Source organism: Kosakonia sp. R1.Fl (genome assembly GCF_023516815.1).
Taxonomy (GTDB): Bacteria; Pseudomonadota; Gammaproteobacteria; order Enterobacterales; family Enterobacteriaceae; genus Kosakonia.
Map to the genome: position 1 here is coordinate 2,572,908 of NZ_JAMGSQ010000001.1, position 16,446 is coordinate 2,589,353.

Here is a 16,446-nt window from a genome sequence, read left to right on the forward strand (position 1 = left end):
ATTATGGCTGTTGAATGGCCTGCTGATGTCTGTCCCGCAGCGCTGACATGGCGCCCGGAGAGCAACACCAAAACATTTCGATCCCCTTTCAACGGTGCTTCACAGACCGTCCGTTATCCCGGTACCCGCTGGGTATGCTCCCTGACGCTGACCAATCTCACCGACGAGAAATCACGGCGCATTGATGCGCTTATCGCGTCCCTCGATGGTGAGTATGGCCGGGTTAAAATCCGTGACTGGGGGAGGCCGGGAAGAACGCCGGCGGGAACCCCGACCGTTTCTGATGCAAACCAGACCGGCACGGAGTTACACAGCAAAGGCTGGACGGCGGGCGTGATTGTGCTGCGGGCCGGGGATTACATCACTGTTAATGACGAACTGAAAATGGTTACAGCAGATGTGACCAGCGCGGCGGATATGACGGCAATTATCCCGATAGCGCCAATGCTCCGCATTTCGCCACCGGCAAACGCAGTGATTGAAGTGGCTAACCCTTACGGCATCTTCAAGCTGAAAGACAATCAGCAGGGGGCAGGCAGCCGGATACCCGGCGGCTTTACCAGTTACACCATTGAGTTTGAGGAGGCGTTTTAATGCTGTATTCCCCGTTTTCTGATGCGATGGTGGACTGGCTGTCACGCGACCGGGTGACGGCGGTGATCGCCGCGAATATCCAGTTTGAATCGGGCACCGTCTATGTACATTCCGGTACCGGCACGATTGTCCTGAACGGTTTTGTGTATTACGGCATGGGCAAAATGGGGGCGGTTGATGATGTGGGTGAAACCAATTCGACCAGCCCCGCACAGCTAAAGCTTACGCTATCCGGACTGGATCTTTCGTTGTTTGCCACCACGCTCAATGAGCGGTGTGTTGGCAGGCAGGCGAATATCTACCTCGTCGTCATGGACGACAGCGGCGTGGTGCGCGCGGCGGATATGATTTTTCAGGGTAAGGTATCAAGTACCGGTGCCACCGCCGGGGAAACGAACGCCCTGCAGTACACCGTCAGCAATATCTTTGAGGACTGGCAGCGCCCGTTTCCCGATCGTTACACCGATGAATCCCACCAGGCCACACAACCGGGCGACCGTATTTTCCGTTACGTGGCGCAGATGGCGGAGCGTTCAATCTACTGGGGCAGCAAGAAAGATGCTCCGGGCTTTACTTATTCGTGAGGACGCATGAAGCATCCAGACTGGCATAACCGATTAATCGCCGTGATGAAGGCCGCTGAAAAGCGGCCTTTTTCATGGGGAGAAAATGACTGCTGTCTTTTTTCGGCTGACTGCGCCCGGGCGATGTGCGGCGAGGATTTTGCAGCTGATCTGCGCGGCACTTACCACACGGCGACAGGGGCGAAAAAAGTGCTGCTGCGCAACGGCGGAACACTGGAAAAGGTGCTGTCCAGATTCCTTGATGAAGTGCCGGTGAAACTGGCGCAGCGCGGGGATATTGCCGTCGTGGAGAATAACGGCACACGGTGCGCCGGCGTCGTTTATTCCGGTGTAGTGTGGGTACCAGGCAGTGCCGGGCTGGTCAGCCTGCGGGTGAAACCCCTGAGTGTGTGGAGGGTACGATAATGCCAGCTGCGATCCCTATCATCGCAACCGTTGCCGCAGGTGCCGCAGCGGCTCAGGGCTACTATGCCATTGGCATCGCCATTACGGTGGCCGCGCAGGTGGCAACCCAGCTGATGACAAAGAAACCCTCGCTTGACGCGTATCGCGATACCTCAGAGCGTAAGCAGGTGCTGCGTGCCGCCGCCAGCCCGAAAACCGTTGTGTACGGTCGCACAATGTCAGCCGGTACACTTTTCTTTTCAGAAGAGCAGACCGGCTCCCAGACAGATGGTGAGTGGCTGCACATGGCGATCACGCTCGCCGGGCATCCCATTTCCGGAACGGGTGCGATCTATCTTTCCGATGATGATATTGGCACCTTCGGTGATAGCGTCACGCATGAGGTACATATCGACCGGCAGACCGCCGATCCGTTTATGCTGGCTAACTGCCCGTCGTGGAAAGCGGACATGATCGGTAAGGGCATTTCATGGTTGCGTATTTCCATGAAGTTCAATGCCGAGAAGTTCCCGGCAGGTATCCCCAATATCAAGGTCGAAAAACTCGGGCGGAAGGTTTACGACCCGCGCACCGGGCAGACGGCTTACAGCAATAATGCCGCGCTGTGCATTCTCGACTATTACCGTAACTATCTCAAAGTGCCTGATACCGATATCAACTGGGATCAGTTTCAGGAAGCGGCAAACATCAGCGATGAGATTGTCGCTAACGGCGACGGTACCTCAGAACGCCGCTATATGCTCAATGGTGAGTTTGACCTCAGCGAAAACAAGGCCAGTATCCTTGAAGCCATGCTGGTATGTTGCGCCGGAGAACCCACGTACACGGCGGGTAAACACGGCATTCTGGTCGGGGCATATTACGGCCCGGCGACAGAAACCATCACGGAAGATCAGATCGCCGGTGATATTGAAATCATGCCGGAGGTGGCTCAGACAGACCGGGTGAACACGGTTAAAGGTACTTTCGTTGATCCGCTGCAGGGCTATTCTGAAGTTGATTTCCCGTCGGTATCGGTTGCTGAATGGGTGACTGAGGACGGGGTTGAGATATCTCAGGATATGCCGCTTCGCTTTGTGACCTCCGAATTTCAGGCGCAGCGCCTGGCGGATATCCGGCTGAAGCGCACACGCATTTCCCGCACGATGAATATCCCGCTAAACCTGAGCGGCTACCGCTATCGTCCCGGCATGTATGTGAAAGTCAGCCTCCCGTCGCTTGGCATCACCGGCGTTGAAATGCGCGTGACAGACTGGAAGTTTGGCATCAGCAATGGTGTGCAACTCACGGTCAAACAGGAAACCGCCGACGTGTGGGGAGATGCCATTGGTAAACCCATCGTGCGCCCGCCGTTCACTCAGTTACCCGTCGGCGGCGTGGCGCAGCCGCAAAACCTGAAATATACGGTCGAGGAGATCGGGCAGGTGGTACAGGGTGTGCTGTCATGGCAGAACGTCGGGCAGTTTGCCTACAACAAGGTGATCATCCGCCAGGGCGGAACGGCGGTGCTGTCTGTGCAGGTTCCCGGTTCATTTACCCGCCTGACCGGTCTGCCGAGAAATGCATACACCGCGCATGTCATTGCCGTTAACCAGATGGGCGCGGAGTCGCCGGAGGCATACCTCGAATTTAATATTCAGGCGCCGCCGCCGCCGTCGCGGGTGGATATCGAACAGGGCTTCTTTGCCATCACACTGATCCCGCGACTGGCCGATCTGGTAAACGTTTCCACACAGTTTGATTTCTGGACGTCAGGAGAAACACCGCTGCCGAACGCCAGCGATATAACGGTGGAAAATGGCGCCACGCGGGAAGGTATCGGCACGACCTGGACGAAACACGATCTCAAAGTCGGGCATACCTATTACTGGTACATCCGGACCATAAACGCCTTCGGCACATCAGCGTTTGTGACTGTCGCTGCTGAATGCTCAATGGATACCGGGAGCCTGATTGAAATCATCGATGATGGGATCCGTAATTCTGGCGCGTTCCAGACTATCCAGAACGGGGTGGATACCAACCTTGAGGCCGCCATGCAGAATGCGCTGGCGGTGCATGGCACCGTTGAGCACCAGTATCAGCAATATGGTGAGGTACGAGCCGATATTCTGGTTGTGAAAACGACGGTCGCCGATAACGAAAAAGGACTGGCAGACCTGTCAACGTATGTTCAGGCGCAGATTGGTCCGGCAGGAAGCCTTGTTGCTGCCGTTAATCAGAAAATGACTGCTGAAGTTAATATCGACGGGACAGCGAAAGCGTCTTACGTCACTAACCTCGGCATTGTCCGCAATGGCGTGAAGTACAGCACCGGGTTTGGCATGTCGATTGAGCCAGACGGCAGCACCTACAAATCGACGGTCGTTGTCGCCGCTGACCAGTTCGGTGTTTATTACGGGAATAATCCCGGTAACTGGCAGGCTGCGTTCTTTGTTTACAACGGCCAGGTATTTATCAGGAGCGCGCTGATACAGGAGGCATCCATTGATTTCGCCAAAATCACGGATACGCTCCAGTCGTCGAACTACGTGGCAGGCGTCAGCGGCTGGCGGCTCGGTAAAGGCGGCGATGCAGAATTTCATGGCAGGGTCTATGCGACCAGCGGTCAGTTCTCCTTCAACGGGACGAATAACACCGTTGTGCTCGATGACAATGGCCTTACCGTTAACCTGACCGGTGGCGGCATGATTCGCGTGGGGAAATGGTGATGCCTGAAGGTTTACTTATCGACCTGAATGATGGCGGGCCGCGCATGGAAATTACAGCCGGTCTGCGCTGTCCTTCGTTCAGCATGATTATCCCCGAACAATTTGACGTTAATCAGTACCAGCTCCCCAACTATGTCGCCGGTAGTCAGGTTGTGCTGTTGCCACGTAACACCGTTTATATGACGTACCGTGGCACAAACCTGATCCCGACCATAGGGATGCTGTCCGGTTATTCTGTATCCGGCAACGTCATTACCCTTAACACCTGGTGGAGCGACAACTGGAACCGGGCCAGATCGTTCAATTCTGCTGTGTGGCAAATCCTTCCGGCATCGCAGGGGCAGGGGCTGTTGATTCAGGACAGCACCGATTTTCTGTCAATAACGGATGCAACGATGGTGGGCTCCTGTGTATGGCGCGGAACCGTAACGTTTACAGGAAGCTGGGCCACTCCTGATACAGGCGTTTCCCGCGATCAGTATCTTGTGTTCGCGAAGTGGAGCGCTGACGGCGTTACCGTCGAATTCGACGGGGCTAACGTCACCGCATACCAGGAGCGAAACGGAGATGATGTGGCAGCCACGGTAACCCTTCAGATAGCAATTTTTGCCAGTGGCATGATCCCCACGCCGGGAACAGGCTTCAACATTTTCAAAAACGGTACCTGTGTCTTTTCCACCACCCGGCGCCCGTTTGTTTACCGTAACGCCTCGTTTGTGCCGTCATGGAACTGGACGGATATCGGCGACAGCATGATCATGCTTGGCCGGTACGGTTACGACAGCAGAACATCAGGAGGCTGGGACTATCTGAAATGGGCGGGGCTTGTACGCTCAGGAAACGCGGTCAGGTGCGGGCGCGGGCGCACAACCGCAACATGGACTGACAGATATTCGGTTGTGGGTCAGCGACTGACGACTATCAGCATTCCCTGCATCCCCTCAATGTATTAACCGCACCCGGCCAGCGCGCCGGGTTTTTTATTGCCTGGAGTTCACATGTCCGCAGGAACCTTAACCCTTACGAATAATTCTGCCGCTGTGTCCGGTAGTGGCACGTCGTTCACCACTGAGCTTGCTGCAGCCGATTTTATTGTGGTTACGGTAGGTGGTATCCCTTACACGCTGCCGGTGAAAACGGTGGACAGCACAACTGCCCTGACGCTGGTCAGCAATTACACCGGGCCAACGCAGGCCGGTGCCGCCTGGTATGCCGTGCCCCGCGTCGCAATGAACCTGGTTACCGCCGCGCTGGTGGCGCAGAGTGCTGAAGCGCTGCGTGGCCTGAATTACGACAAACAGAACTGGCAGCAAATCTTTGCGGGCAGTGGCACTGCCACGATAAAAATTCCCGACGGCACATCTTTTACTGGCCCCACATGGAACAGCCTGGCAACGTCTTTAGCCAGCAAGGCCGATAAGACAGCGCTGGACGGCAAGGCTGATAAAAGTTCACTGGGGAACGCGGCGGCTCTCAATGTAGGCACAACGGCTAATACGGTCGCCGCCGGTGATGATTCGCGGCTTGGAACTGTCAACGGCAAATCAGGTGGAACTATATCTGGCACTGTGACGATCAATGGAAGTCTTGCCAGTTCAGCTGGTGTTATCGGTAGTTATCTTGTTGCACTTAACGGTGCCGGGTACAAACAACCATTGATAATTGATTCATCTGGATCCAGTGCAATATTCAGCAGTTCATACAAATATAACAACGGCTCTGGGTATGAATTAAATACAGGCTTTGGCGCTGTTGGTACGGGAAATTCATCCTGGCCCGCATCGATTTTAATGCAGACAGCTAACGATTCCGCTTTCGGCGCTCGTATCTGGATTTTTTCAATGTCTTCCGGTGACCTTATTTGCAACGGCTCAGGAAGCCAGCCCGGCTCTTATACGTTTACAAAAGCGGCTACATCTGACCGCACCCTGAAGCACGACATCACCTATAACGACGGGTTGCAGTCCTATGAGAACGTAAAAAAAATCAAACCGTGTTCTTTCGTGTACAACAATGATAAGGAAGAACGTGCCCGCCGTGGCGTCATTGCACAGGACGTTCGTGAAATCGATGAGGAGTATGTCAAAGAAGTACGGAACTACTTCGACAACACCAGCACGCTGGCACTGGATACCAATGTCCTCCTGCTTGATGCCTTGCTGGCGCTGAAAGTGGCGATATTAAAAATCGAAGAATTAGAGGGAGTTGTTAAACAGTTGCCGTCAGGATCTTGATCCCTGCAATTAATAAATATACTGTATATAAAAACAGTATTAAGCAGGGCTACACTATGCAATTCATTAAACCAGCAGATTTTCCGCGCGCAGTTGTCGCGCTCCCGCTCTTCAGCGACCTTGTTCAGTGCGGGTTTCCCAGCCCGGCAGCGGATTATGTTGAGCAGCGAATTGACCTTAACGAACTCCTTGTGCAGCGCCCCAGCGCAACGTATTTCGTCAAAGCTGCGGGGGATTCCATGATTGATGGCGGAATCGGCGACGGAGATCTGCTGGTGGTTGACAGTTCGCGCACCGCGCAGCACGGCGATATTGTGATCGCGGCGGTCGATGGCGAATTCACTGTGAAGCGCCTCCAGCTCAGACCAACCATTCAGCTCAACCCAATGAATTCGGCATACAGTCCGATCCGGGTAACAAGCGAAGACACCCTGGATATCTTCGGTGTCGTGACTTTTATCGTCAAACCGGCAAGCTGATCATGTTTGCGCTGTGCGATGTGAACAGCTTTTACGCGTCGTGCGAAACCGTCTTTCGTCCTGATTTGAAAGGGCGTCCAGTCGTCGTTCTTTCGAATAACGATGGCTGCGTGATCGCCCGCAGTGCCGAAGCGAAACCTTTCGTGGTGATGGGGGAGCCTTACTTCAAACAGAAAGAGGCGTTCCGGCGCCACGGTATCGTCGCATTCAGCAGCAATTACGAGTTGTACGCGGACATGTCAAACAGGGTGATGACCACCCTGGAAGAGATGAGCCCTCGCGTGGAAATATACTCAATCGATGAAGCCTTTTGCGACCTGACCGGCGTCCGTAATTGTCGTGATTTAACTGACTTTGGGCGCGAGATACGCGCGACCGTGCTGAAGCGCACTCACCTGACTGTCGGCGTCGGCATAGCGCAAACCAAAACCCTGGCGAAGCTGGCCAATCACGCCGCGAAAAAGTGGCAGCAGCAGACCGGCGGCGTGGTTGATTTGTCCAACATCGACCGCCAGCGCCGGTTGCTGGCTCTTGTTCCGGTTGAGGATGTCTGGGGCGTCGGGAGGCGCATCAGTAAGAAGCTGAACGCTCTGGGCATTAAAACCGCGCTTGAACTATCGGAACAAAGCACCTGGATTATCCGCAAGCATTTTAATGTCGTGCTCGAGCGAACGGTGCGGGAGCTGCGCGGTGAACCGTGTCTCGATCTTGAGGAATTTGCGCCGGCAAAGCAGGAGATTGTCTGCTCACGTTCTTTTGGTGGACGAATCACCGACTACGATGAAATGCGCCAGGCGATATGCAGCTACGCAAGCAGGGCGGCAGAGAAGCTACGCGGTGAGCATCAGTATTGCCGGTTTATCTCCGCTTTCGTTAAGACAAGCCCGTTTGCATTAAACGAGCCGTACTACGGCAACAGCGCGTCGGTAAAACTACTTACGCCAACACAAGACAGCAGGGACATAATCGGAGCGGCAACCCGCTGCCTGGACGCAATATGGAAAGATGGCTACCGCTACCAGAAAGCAAGTGTCATTCTCGGCGACTTTTTCAGCCAGGGCGTCGCGCAGCTTAATCTATTTGACGATAACGCACCGCGCGCGGACAGTGAAAAGCTGATGACCGTATTGGATCAGCTCAATGCGAAAGATGGCAGGGGAACTCTGTATTTTGCCGGGCAGGGCATACAGCCGCAATGGCAGATGAAGCGCGATATGCTGTCGCCCCGGTATACGACGCGTTTTTCAGACTTATTACTTGTCAGATAAATATAAACGTATCCGAAATTTTCTTATGTAATGCACAAATATCATTTTTCTTAAAAATATATTAAATTAGCGATGAGTTACTTATCAAAGTTATGATGAGTTTAAAATTTTATAATTATCAGCCCATTAGTGGGCTGATGATCGGTGGTTAGGTTTATATATCTAACATGTCCTGACAGCATGATATGCGATGGTTTTCATTTGATAAATCCAAACATAAAATGCTAGGCTTGTTGTTCCTTGTCTAATTGACCAAGCAAGATCACTAGGGTTTTTCAGTTGAGTGAAATTATAATATAATATCATATCATGAGAAAGGTTACTCATGGTCTCAACATTTTTATGAGCGGCAGCATTTCTAGCCAACTGTAAATGATTTATATCCTTTAGGCTCATGCCAAAGGCCGATAAAAGCTGATTTTTATTGGTAGGATCTAGGGCGATAATGATATCGACTATATTATCAATATCACCCCAAGTAGGCTCATTACGAACAAGAAAGCTGTGATGCCCATTTATAGTCTTATGCTGATTTCTTCTTTTCGCTTCGTAACCTAGCCGCTCCCATGAGTTATCAAGAGATATAAGTCTAGGAGATACAATTTTACGATCTAAGCATATAGATCCCCGGCAGGAATTATGAATCAGTTTTCTGCAAAAATGACACCAATGCTGCCAAATATCTGACATTAATCCTTCAGTTAAGCGGTTGAACGTCCATTCATCCATACTAGGTCTGGAAATACGCAACGAATCAACTTTATGCTGGTAAACATTACATCTACTAATAAAGCTTTTATATAATTCGTTCATGTTAGAGCCTTATAAAAAAGCTTTAATCAGCTCTTTAGTTCTAGTTGTTCGCTGAAGTTGTTTTGTAGTTGTTGATAGACATGCACCAACATACTCACCATACTCTCCATCTTCGTCTTGGACTTCATGAGCATCGGCCATAGCCATTAAGATAGGAATGGCTCTGTCAAAATCAGGCTTAAACTTGTCATCTGCAGTAAAGCCAAGCTCTTCTTCAAAATCCTCACTACCAGGGAAACCGAACTTCAGTGCCATAAGCGCACAAAACAATGAATGTATTGCATATGATTTCATAATAAAGGACTCACGGAGAGCATTAAGATCAGTCCGGAGTAAATTAAAGAAGTAGTCTATTTTTTCATCGAATTCAGCTTCTGAGTTGAATTCTGAATCATATTTTTTATAGATATTCTCAATTACAGCTACACCTTTACTGGTAATGCCTCTATCCAAAACGACTGCAAGATCAGCAATAAACTCTGCGTCACCCATACGAGCTAAAACTTTTGATGATAAAATCCCATAAAGTTCTAATAGTTCAGCATGAGCGTCAGCCTTTTCGACAATAAACCATTTAAATTTACCTTGAAAAGTAGCATGTCTCTTTTCTGCAGATGATAGTGGTGACGTATAAGCATTCATTCTGCGAAACATTTCCAATAATTCAGCTCTGCTGGCAGAATAAATTGTAGATGTCTCAATCTGAAAACTAATGAAATTTCTTTTGGCATCTTCTGGTAAATCACTAAATCTCATTCCGCTATATTTTTTGGACGCCGATGTTAGGGGGAATTTATTGCGATAGAAATCAATAAGTGTTGTTACCCTTTGTTGGCCATCAACAATTTCTTTTATTGGCCTATCGCTGGTTTTATCAAAAGCTTGATATAAATAAATCTTCGGAAACGGGTAGTTTTCAAGGATAGTATCAATAAAATAGCTTTTCGCGAAATCAGGCCAAATACCATTACCTCGCTGATAATCTTTGTTTACTATAAGCTCTTTTCTTTCAAGCATAGATATTAAATCGATGAGTGTTATTTGGCCGACATTGGTGTTCATTATAAAGCCTTTTATTTAAAAGAGAAAAATAATAAATGTTTACTATAATGCGCGCATTTTTTCCAAAAAGCAATATTTTTATGCAATTACTGAGTTCTTTAGTAACGAGAAGTAAAAGATTAAACTTTGATAAAAGATTCCTTGCATCAGGACAGTTGCGATCATCCTAGGATTCTGGGTAAGTTAATTATAATTTAATAGTCACAACTTTAATGTAAATGTAAAGATCTTTACTAATTAAATACCACTATATATACATAATTTTTGATTAAAATACGGTGTAATTTTAAATCAAAATGGCTATATACGGTAAATATACCTTAAAACCTGTGGCGTTTTATCGATAATGAATGGGTTGTAAGGTGTACTTGCTGGATAATTATGTTAAAAAAACGCTATTACACTGTGAAATGATGTTATGTTTTGCTTATTAAGAATGTCCTGCTCCTGTATTTATTAATTCCTTTGCTATATTAAAGGCTGTCTTGAATGCAGCCAACCACCGACTATGTCAGCCATAAGCCATTGAAAGGAAATGAGTGATTTTTAAATTAGTACTCTGAATAGTTAAATTAACTTTTTGCTTATGTGAGATAACGCGTCTGATTTACAATCGTTTGTATAGCAGGGATACTTAATGTTTTATCACTATAAAAGTAAATTAGTGCTCGGTGAAGATAAATTCCAACGTACAAAAAAGCCTGCACGAGCAGGCTTTTTTATTACGCGGGAGCCGCGGCTCCTTTACGTATCCTTTTTTTGTCCCTTTGGTGTCCGGTCACCGTCCGGGATAAGTGGCTAACTTACTGTTTTTTTAAACTCTGTCCTGCCACTGTCCATGTATATTTGGTGGAGCTGGCGGGAGTTGAACCCGCGTCCGAAATTCCTACATCCTCGGTACTACATGCTTAGTCCAGTCTTTAATTTCGCTTGCCGGCTGCGGACGGACACGCCACTAACAAACTAGCCTGATTAATTTTAACGCTTCAACCCCAGGCAGGGCATCCACGCGATCTCTTTTGGGTTTGACCTCTCTTGATCCCCGTCCTAAGAGCGGAGGCTAGGGAGAGAGGGCTCTAAGCAGGTTATTAAGCTGCTAAAGCGTAGTTTTCGTCGTTTGCGACTATTTTTTTTGCGGCTTTTTACGAGGCCAACCGCCCCTCGGCATGCACCTTGGGTTTCGCGAATCCCGTCGAATCCAGAATCAGCCCCAAAAGTGTGACGGTGAGTATAACAGATTTATGACGTGCCATTCCAGTCCATATCACAATGACTTTTGAGGAGGGAAATCTGGTTAGTATTTGTCCGCAGCTATCGAAGACGATCATACCGTATTTGTTATTGCTCTATGCAAACAAAGCGTTCACACCAGACGGCTAACGTACTAGACCGTATGGAATTGATCCGATCGTCTGTGGTTGATTGCTCTATGGTGGTGATTACGCGCGCACAAGGAGCACTTAGCTGGCCAACCGCACTGGAAAATCTTTCCTGGTCTGCGGGGATGTTTGCCAATGTGGAAATCAAAATCGGAGCTGGATTATCTATAAAAACATTGAATGAGGTATTGAGAGGCGTTCGGGGCCCTCTCCCGGCATGAGAGGGCGTAGCGGGCGTGACTAACGCCCGGCGTTTTTCATAATACGAGCTTTATCCAACTGCCATTCGCGCTCTTTCAGATCGGTGCGCTTGTCGTGCTGTTTCTTACCTTTCGCCACGCCGATTTTCACTTTGCACCAGGCGTTTTTCCAGTACAGCGACAGCGCCACTACGGTATAACCTTCGCGGTTAATGCGACCGTAGAGTGAATCGAGTTCGCGCTGGTTAAGCAGCAGCTTGCGTGTGCGAGTCGGATCGCAAACGTAGTGGCTGGAAGCTACGGTCAGCGGCGTAAAGTTTGCGCCAAACAGAAAGGCTTCGCCGTCTTTCAGAATAACGTAGCTGTCGCCAATGTTTGCTTTACCGGCGCGTAAGGATTTTACTTCCCAGCCTTGCAGTGCCAGCCCGGCCTCAAATTCCTCTTCGATAAAGTATTCATGGCGGGCGCGCTTATTCAGCGCAATGGTGGCTGAACCTGGTTTATATGCTTTTTTCTTCGTCATAGTGTCGTGAAGCCATCCGGTAATCTGATATCTGAAACTGACCTCATTGCGTCCTGTGAGGTTTAGCCGGTTATCTTAGCATGAGTTAGGGCATTGCGTTTTCCTTTCAACCTGGGGAAATGGTATTATTTGACGATTGTGTGAACGCGGAAAACGATATGCCTCAGATTAGCCGTACTGCGCTGGTGCCTTACAGCGCGGAACAAATGTACAAGTTAGTGAATGATGTAAAATCTTACCCGCAGTTTTTACCTGGCTGTACTGGCAGCCGGGTGCTGGAATCCGGGCCGACGCAAATGACTGCGGCGGTGGATGTTTCCAAAGCCGGGATCAGTAAAACGTTTACCACGCGTAATACGCTGAACACTAATCAAAGCATTTTGATGCATCTGGTCGATGGTCCTTTCAAGTCGCTGATTGGCGGGTGGAAATTTACCCCGCTGAGCGCCGAGGCTTGCCGGATTGAGTTCCAGCTTGATTTTGAATTTACCAATAAGCTGATTGAGCTGGCGTTTGGCCGCATCTTTAAAGAGCTGGCGGCAAACATGGTGCAGGCGTTTACGCACCGGGCGAAAGAGGTTTACCGTGCCGGGTAATATTGCTGTAGAAGTGGCTTACGCACTGCCGGAGAAACAGTATCTTCAGCGGGTGACGCTGGAAGAGGGCGCAACCGTTGAGCAGGCGATACTTGCTTCCGGTTTGCTCGAGCTGCGTGATGATATTGATCTGAAGGTGAATAAGGTCGGTATTTACAGCCGCCCGGTGAAATTGCACGATGCTGTGCACGACGGCGATCGCGTAGAGATTTACCGCCCGTTGATTGCCGATCCGAAAGAGTTGCGCCGCCAGCGCGCTGAGAAGTCATCTAAGAAAGCGTAAGCTGATAGCGTGGGTTTTGTTCCCGGCGCCGGTGAGTAACAGCCCGAACACGACGGGAAAAGAGCCGACATAAATGACTCAAACCAACTCAAACAAAAAAGGTGCTCATTGAGCACCTTTTTGCATTTCTGCAACCTTAGCTTTTGGTCAGCGCAGGTTTGTTATCCATATTGGTCAATACGCCATTGCTGCTGAAAGTCAGCGTCAGGGTTTGCTGGGAAACATCTTCATGACCCGGCTGCTGGCGGAACACGTAGAACCAGGTGTTACTGCCAAACGGATCGGTCATCATCGGCGTACCCAGTGCATAAGCAACCTGCTGTTGCGTCATACCTACGCGGATTTTAGAAACATCGTTTGGCGTCAGGTAGTTCCCCTGATTGATATCAGGACGGTAAACCACGCGTTCTACGGTAGAGCAACCTGCGGTCAACATCAGAAGAACCGCTGCGGCAGCAGTCAGCATTTTACAGCGCATAGTGATTTGATTCCTTTTCGGCCCGAACAATACGTGGCTCATATGTAATATGCCGATGATAATAGACCTTTCGCCAGTTTAAAACCTTTGCCGGCGGGTCTGTTGTCGATTTTGTCGAGAACTCTGACCGTCATATTACAAAAAAGTTTACGCTGCCAGCAGCTCTTTGGCGTTCGCCAGCGCGTTGCGGGTCACTTCACTACCGCCAAGCAGGCGTGCCAGCTCCTGCAATCGGGCGCGTTTATCCAGCGGCTGCATATGCGTTTCGGTCATTGCACCATCCGTTTCTTTGCTGACAAAGAAGTGATGATGGCCACAACCGGCAACCTGCGGCAGGTGCGTTACGCACATTACCTGCGTGGATTCACCCAACTGGCGCAACAGCTTGCCTACAACCACGGCTGTCGGGCCGCTGATGCCAACGTCGACTTCATCGAAAATCAGCGCCGGCGTTTCCATTTTCCGCGCGGTGATCACCTGGATAGCCAGCGCAATACGCGACAGTTCACCACCGGAGGCGACTTTAGCGATTGATTGCAACGGTTGTCCGGGGTTGGTGGTCACACGAAATTCGATGCGATCGGCACCTTCAGCTGTCAGCGAATGGGCATCAAACGCCACATCAATGGTAAACACGCCATGCGGCATGGAGAGCGCATGCATGCTTTCGGTAATCAATTCGCCGAGTTCCTGCGCATATTTCACTCGCTGCTCATGCAACTGCTGGGCGGTCGCCAGCGCGAGCTGGTGGTGATGCGTGACAGCCAGCGCCAGGGTTTCCTGGGAATCAGCCTGATCGTCGAGCAGTTGCTGCTCATCAAGCAGCGACTGGTGGAATTGAGGCAACTCTTCCGGACTGATGTGATGTTTGCGCGCCAGCGAAATCTGTCGTGAGATACGCTGTTCCAGTTCGTACAGACGGTTTGGATCAAGATCTAAGCGGTCGCAGTAGTGGCGCAGCTCATCGCTGGCTTCGCTAATCTGAATAGCAGCTTCTTCGAGCATATCCAGCACGCCAGAGAGACGAGTGTCCATACCTGCCAGTTCGCCAAGCAACTGACGTGCGGTATAGAGCTGGCTTTGCAGATTGGCCTCTTCCCCGTCTGCCAGCACATTCAGGGCATGCTGGCTGGTAGACAGCAACTGCCCGCTGTTGGCGAGGCGTTTGTACTCTTCATCAATCTGCTCGAACTCACCTGGCTGCGGGTTAAATTCGTTCAGCTCTTTCAATTGATAGTGCAAAAGCTCTGCGCGGGCGGCGCGCTCCTGGCTTTGCTGTTGATGCTGAGCCAGCTCGCGGCAGCTTTGATGCCAGGCACGGTAGTGTTCGGTCATTTGCTGAGTGAGCGCATACTCACCGGCGTAGCCGTCGAGCAGGTTTTTCTGCTGCTCGGGCTTAATAAGAAGCTGATGCGCGTGCTGACCATGGATCTGAATGAGTAACTGACCCAGCTCGCGCAACTGGGAAAGCGGCACCGCCGTGCCGTTGATAAAACCACGGGAGCGCCCGTCGCTGCTGATCACACGGCGAAGTAAACACTCACGCCCATCTTCGAGCTGGTTTTCTTCGAGCCAGCGTTGGGCGGCTGGGGTGTCTTTCAGCGCGAAGCGGGCGCACAGGTCGGCGCGCGGCGCGCCAGCGCGTACCATGTCGGCTTCCGCACGGCCGCCAAGGCATAGCCCGAGCGCATCAATGGCAATCGATTTACCCGCCCCGGTTTCGCCGGTAATAGCTGTCATCCCGCTGTGAAAATCAATCTCGAGCTCACGAACGATAGCAAAATTACTGATGGTCAGTTGTGCCAACATGGTTGCTTTCCTGTATGAAAAACCATAACTGTGTTTTCGTACAGTATAAACTGGTTTTATATACAGTAAAGCGTTGTGCGATGATTTTCAGAACAATTTTTTCGACCAGCCAAGTTTAGAGCTTAACGTATTGAAATAGCTGTAATCTTTAGGGTGAATAAGGTTGAGGTGATAGTCGCAGCGGCGGATTAACACATCTTCGCCTTCCTGAATCGGCAACGCGATTTGACTATCGCAGCTCACTTCCAGATCGCTGCGACGATGGGAAAAGCGCAGGCGAATAGTGCTGCTGCTGTTTATTACCAGCGGGCGCGCAGACAACGTGTGCGGGAACATCGGTACCAGCGTGATAGCATCCAGCGATGGCGTCAGAATCGGCCCGCCGGCGGAGAGTGAATAGGCGGTGGAACCGGTAGGGGTTGAGATAATCAGCCCGTCCGAACGCTGGGAAAAGGCAAAAACTTCGTCGATATAGACTTCAAATTCAATCATATGGGCAACTTTGCCCGGGTGGAGTACCACTTCGTTGATCGCGGTGCTGATACGTTTCTGGCACTCTTGCTGGCAGACCTGCACTTCCAGCAAAAAACGTTTTTCAGCGATATAATGACCTTCCAGCACGTCTGCCAGCTGTTGCTGCGCGTTGTCGGGATCGAGATCGGTGAGAAAACCGAGGTTGCCGCGGTTAATCCCAATAACCTTGATATCATAGCGCGCCAGCGTGCGCGCCGCGCCCAGCATATTACCGTCGCCGCCGACAACCACCGCGAGATCGGCTTGTTGACCGATTTCTGCCAGCGTACCGGTTTTCACATGATTGAGCTGCAATTCCTGGGCAATCTGTTGTTCGACAATGACGTCATAACCTTTGGCGCTTAACCAGCGATATAACATTTCATGTGTGGTCAGTGCGGTAGGGTGCCGTGGATGCCCGACAATACCAATACACTTGAAATGATGGGTCATTTTCTGGAGGTCCTTGTGGCGAATGAAATGATGACAATCTGTCACGTTCCCTTGAATCCCGG

16 protein-coding genes and 1 other RNA gene are annotated in these 16,446 nt (G+C 50.6%); 10 read left to right on the forward strand and 7 right to left on the reverse strand.

Features of this window, described 5'->3' with window-relative positions; all coding sequences use genetic code 11:
• The first annotated feature begins 3 nt into the window (after nt 1-3).
• The 8 genes from M8Q36_RS12050 to M8Q36_RS12085 are packed head-to-tail and all read left to right on the forward strand — an operon-like array spanning nt 4 to nt 8,275.
• Nucleotides 4-594 (forward strand): hypothetical protein, encoded by a 591-nt coding sequence (locus tag M8Q36_RS12050; protein WP_249881048.1) that lies wholly within the window; start codon nt 4-6, stop codon nt 592-594.
• Entirely contained in the window at nt 594-1,178 is a 585-nt protein-coding gene (locus tag M8Q36_RS12055) for a hypothetical protein (RefSeq protein WP_249881049.1), read from the forward strand. The genes M8Q36_RS12050 and M8Q36_RS12055 overlap by 1 nt, the downstream gene beginning before the upstream one ends.
• A gap of 6 nt (nt 1,179-1,184) precedes the next feature.
• Complete coding sequence (locus tag M8Q36_RS12060; protein ID WP_249881050.1) at nt 1,185-1,583, forward strand: DUF6950 family protein; 399 nt, start codon at nt 1,185-1,187, stop codon at nt 1,581-1,583.
• On the forward strand, nt 1,583-4,294 hold the full coding sequence (locus M8Q36_RS12065; protein ID WP_249881051.1) for a phage tail tip fiber protein: 2,712 nt from the start codon (nt 1,583-1,585) through the stop codon (nt 4,292-4,294). Before M8Q36_RS12060 ends, M8Q36_RS12065 begins: the two co-directional genes overlap by 1 nt.
• On the forward strand, nt 4,294-5,247 hold the full coding sequence (locus tag M8Q36_RS12070) for a DUF6453 family protein (RefSeq protein ID WP_249881052.1): 954 nt from the start codon (nt 4,294-4,296) through the stop codon (nt 5,245-5,247). Before M8Q36_RS12065 ends, M8Q36_RS12070 begins: the two co-directional genes overlap by 1 nt.
• Nucleotides 5,248-5,292: 45 nt before the next feature.
• Nucleotides 5,293-6,528 carry a tail fiber domain-containing protein gene (locus tag M8Q36_RS12075; protein WP_249881053.1) on the forward strand — a complete coding sequence of 412 codons (1,236 nt, stop codon included), beginning with the start codon at nt 5,293-5,295 and terminating at the stop codon, nt 6,526-6,528.
• A gap of 56 nt (nt 6,529-6,584) precedes the next feature.
• Complete coding sequence (locus M8Q36_RS12080) at nt 6,585-7,007, forward strand: translesion error-prone DNA polymerase V autoproteolytic subunit (RefSeq protein ID WP_249881054.1); 423 nt, start codon at nt 6,585-6,587, stop codon at nt 7,005-7,007.
• A 2-nt stretch (nt 7,008-7,009) separates the two neighbouring features.
• A complete protein-coding gene (locus M8Q36_RS12085; protein WP_249881055.1) occupies nt 7,010-8,275 on the forward strand; it encodes a Y-family DNA polymerase in 1,266 nt (421 codons plus the stop codon).
• A 162-nt stretch (nt 8,276-8,437) separates the two neighbouring features.
• Here the strand turns inward: M8Q36_RS12085 and M8Q36_RS12090 are convergent, their stop codons facing one another.
• The 4 genes from M8Q36_RS12090 to smpB form a co-directional block, all read right to left on the reverse strand.
• Nucleotides 8,438-9,088, reverse strand: coding sequence for a hypothetical protein (locus M8Q36_RS12090; protein WP_249881056.1), 651 nt, complete (start codon nt 9,086-9,088; stop codon nt 8,438-8,440).
• A gap of 9 nt (nt 9,089-9,097) precedes the next feature.
• Complete coding sequence (locus M8Q36_RS12095) at nt 9,098-10,150, reverse strand: DUF262 domain-containing protein (protein WP_249881057.1); 1,053 nt, start codon at nt 10,148-10,150, stop codon at nt 9,098-9,100.
• Between the two features lie 847 nt (nt 10,151-10,997).
• Nucleotides 10,998-11,362: a transfer-messenger RNA gene (gene ssrA / locus M8Q36_RS12100) on the reverse strand.
• 407 nt (nt 11,363-11,769) lie between these two features.
• The gene (smpB, locus tag M8Q36_RS12105) at nt 11,770-12,252 is read right to left on the reverse strand and encodes an SsrA-binding protein SmpB (protein ID WP_017459912.1); all 483 of its coding nucleotides are present in this window, start codon (nt 12,250-12,252) and stop codon (nt 11,770-11,772) included.
• A 158-nt stretch (nt 12,253-12,410) separates the two neighbouring features.
• On the opposite strand from smpB, the gene M8Q36_RS12110 reads away from it, so the two are divergent.
• A complete protein-coding gene (locus tag M8Q36_RS12110) occupies nt 12,411-12,848 on the forward strand; it encodes a type II toxin-antitoxin system RatA family toxin (RefSeq protein WP_249881058.1) in 438 nt (145 codons plus the stop codon).
• Nucleotides 12,838-13,131 (forward strand): RnfH family protein, encoded by a 294-nt coding sequence (locus M8Q36_RS12115; RefSeq protein WP_249881059.1) that lies wholly within the window; start codon nt 12,838-12,840, stop codon nt 13,129-13,131. The genes M8Q36_RS12110 and M8Q36_RS12115 overlap by 11 nt, the downstream gene beginning before the upstream one ends.
• A gap of 136 nt (nt 13,132-13,267) precedes the next feature.
• On the opposite strand, the gene bamE is transcribed toward M8Q36_RS12115, so the two are convergent.
• The 3 genes from bamE to nadK all read right to left on the reverse strand — a co-directional run bounded on the left by bamE (nt 13,268) and on the right by nadK (nt 16,384).
• Nucleotides 13,268-13,609 (reverse strand): outer membrane protein assembly factor BamE, encoded by a 342-nt coding sequence (gene bamE / locus M8Q36_RS12120; RefSeq protein WP_249881060.1) that lies wholly within the window; start codon nt 13,607-13,609, stop codon nt 13,268-13,270.
• Between the two features lie 147 nt (nt 13,610-13,756).
• Complete coding sequence (gene recN / locus M8Q36_RS12125; RefSeq protein ID WP_249881061.1) at nt 13,757-15,418, reverse strand: DNA repair protein RecN; 1,662 nt, start codon at nt 15,416-15,418, stop codon at nt 13,757-13,759.
• Nucleotides 15,419-15,505: 87 nt separating this feature from the next.
• Nucleotides 15,506-16,384: an NAD(+) kinase gene (nadK, locus tag M8Q36_RS12130; protein ID WP_017459917.1), complete on the reverse strand. Its 879-nt coding sequence runs from the start codon at nt 16,382-16,384 to the stop codon at nt 15,506-15,508.
• Between the last annotated feature and the right edge of the window lie 62 nt (nt 16,385-16,446).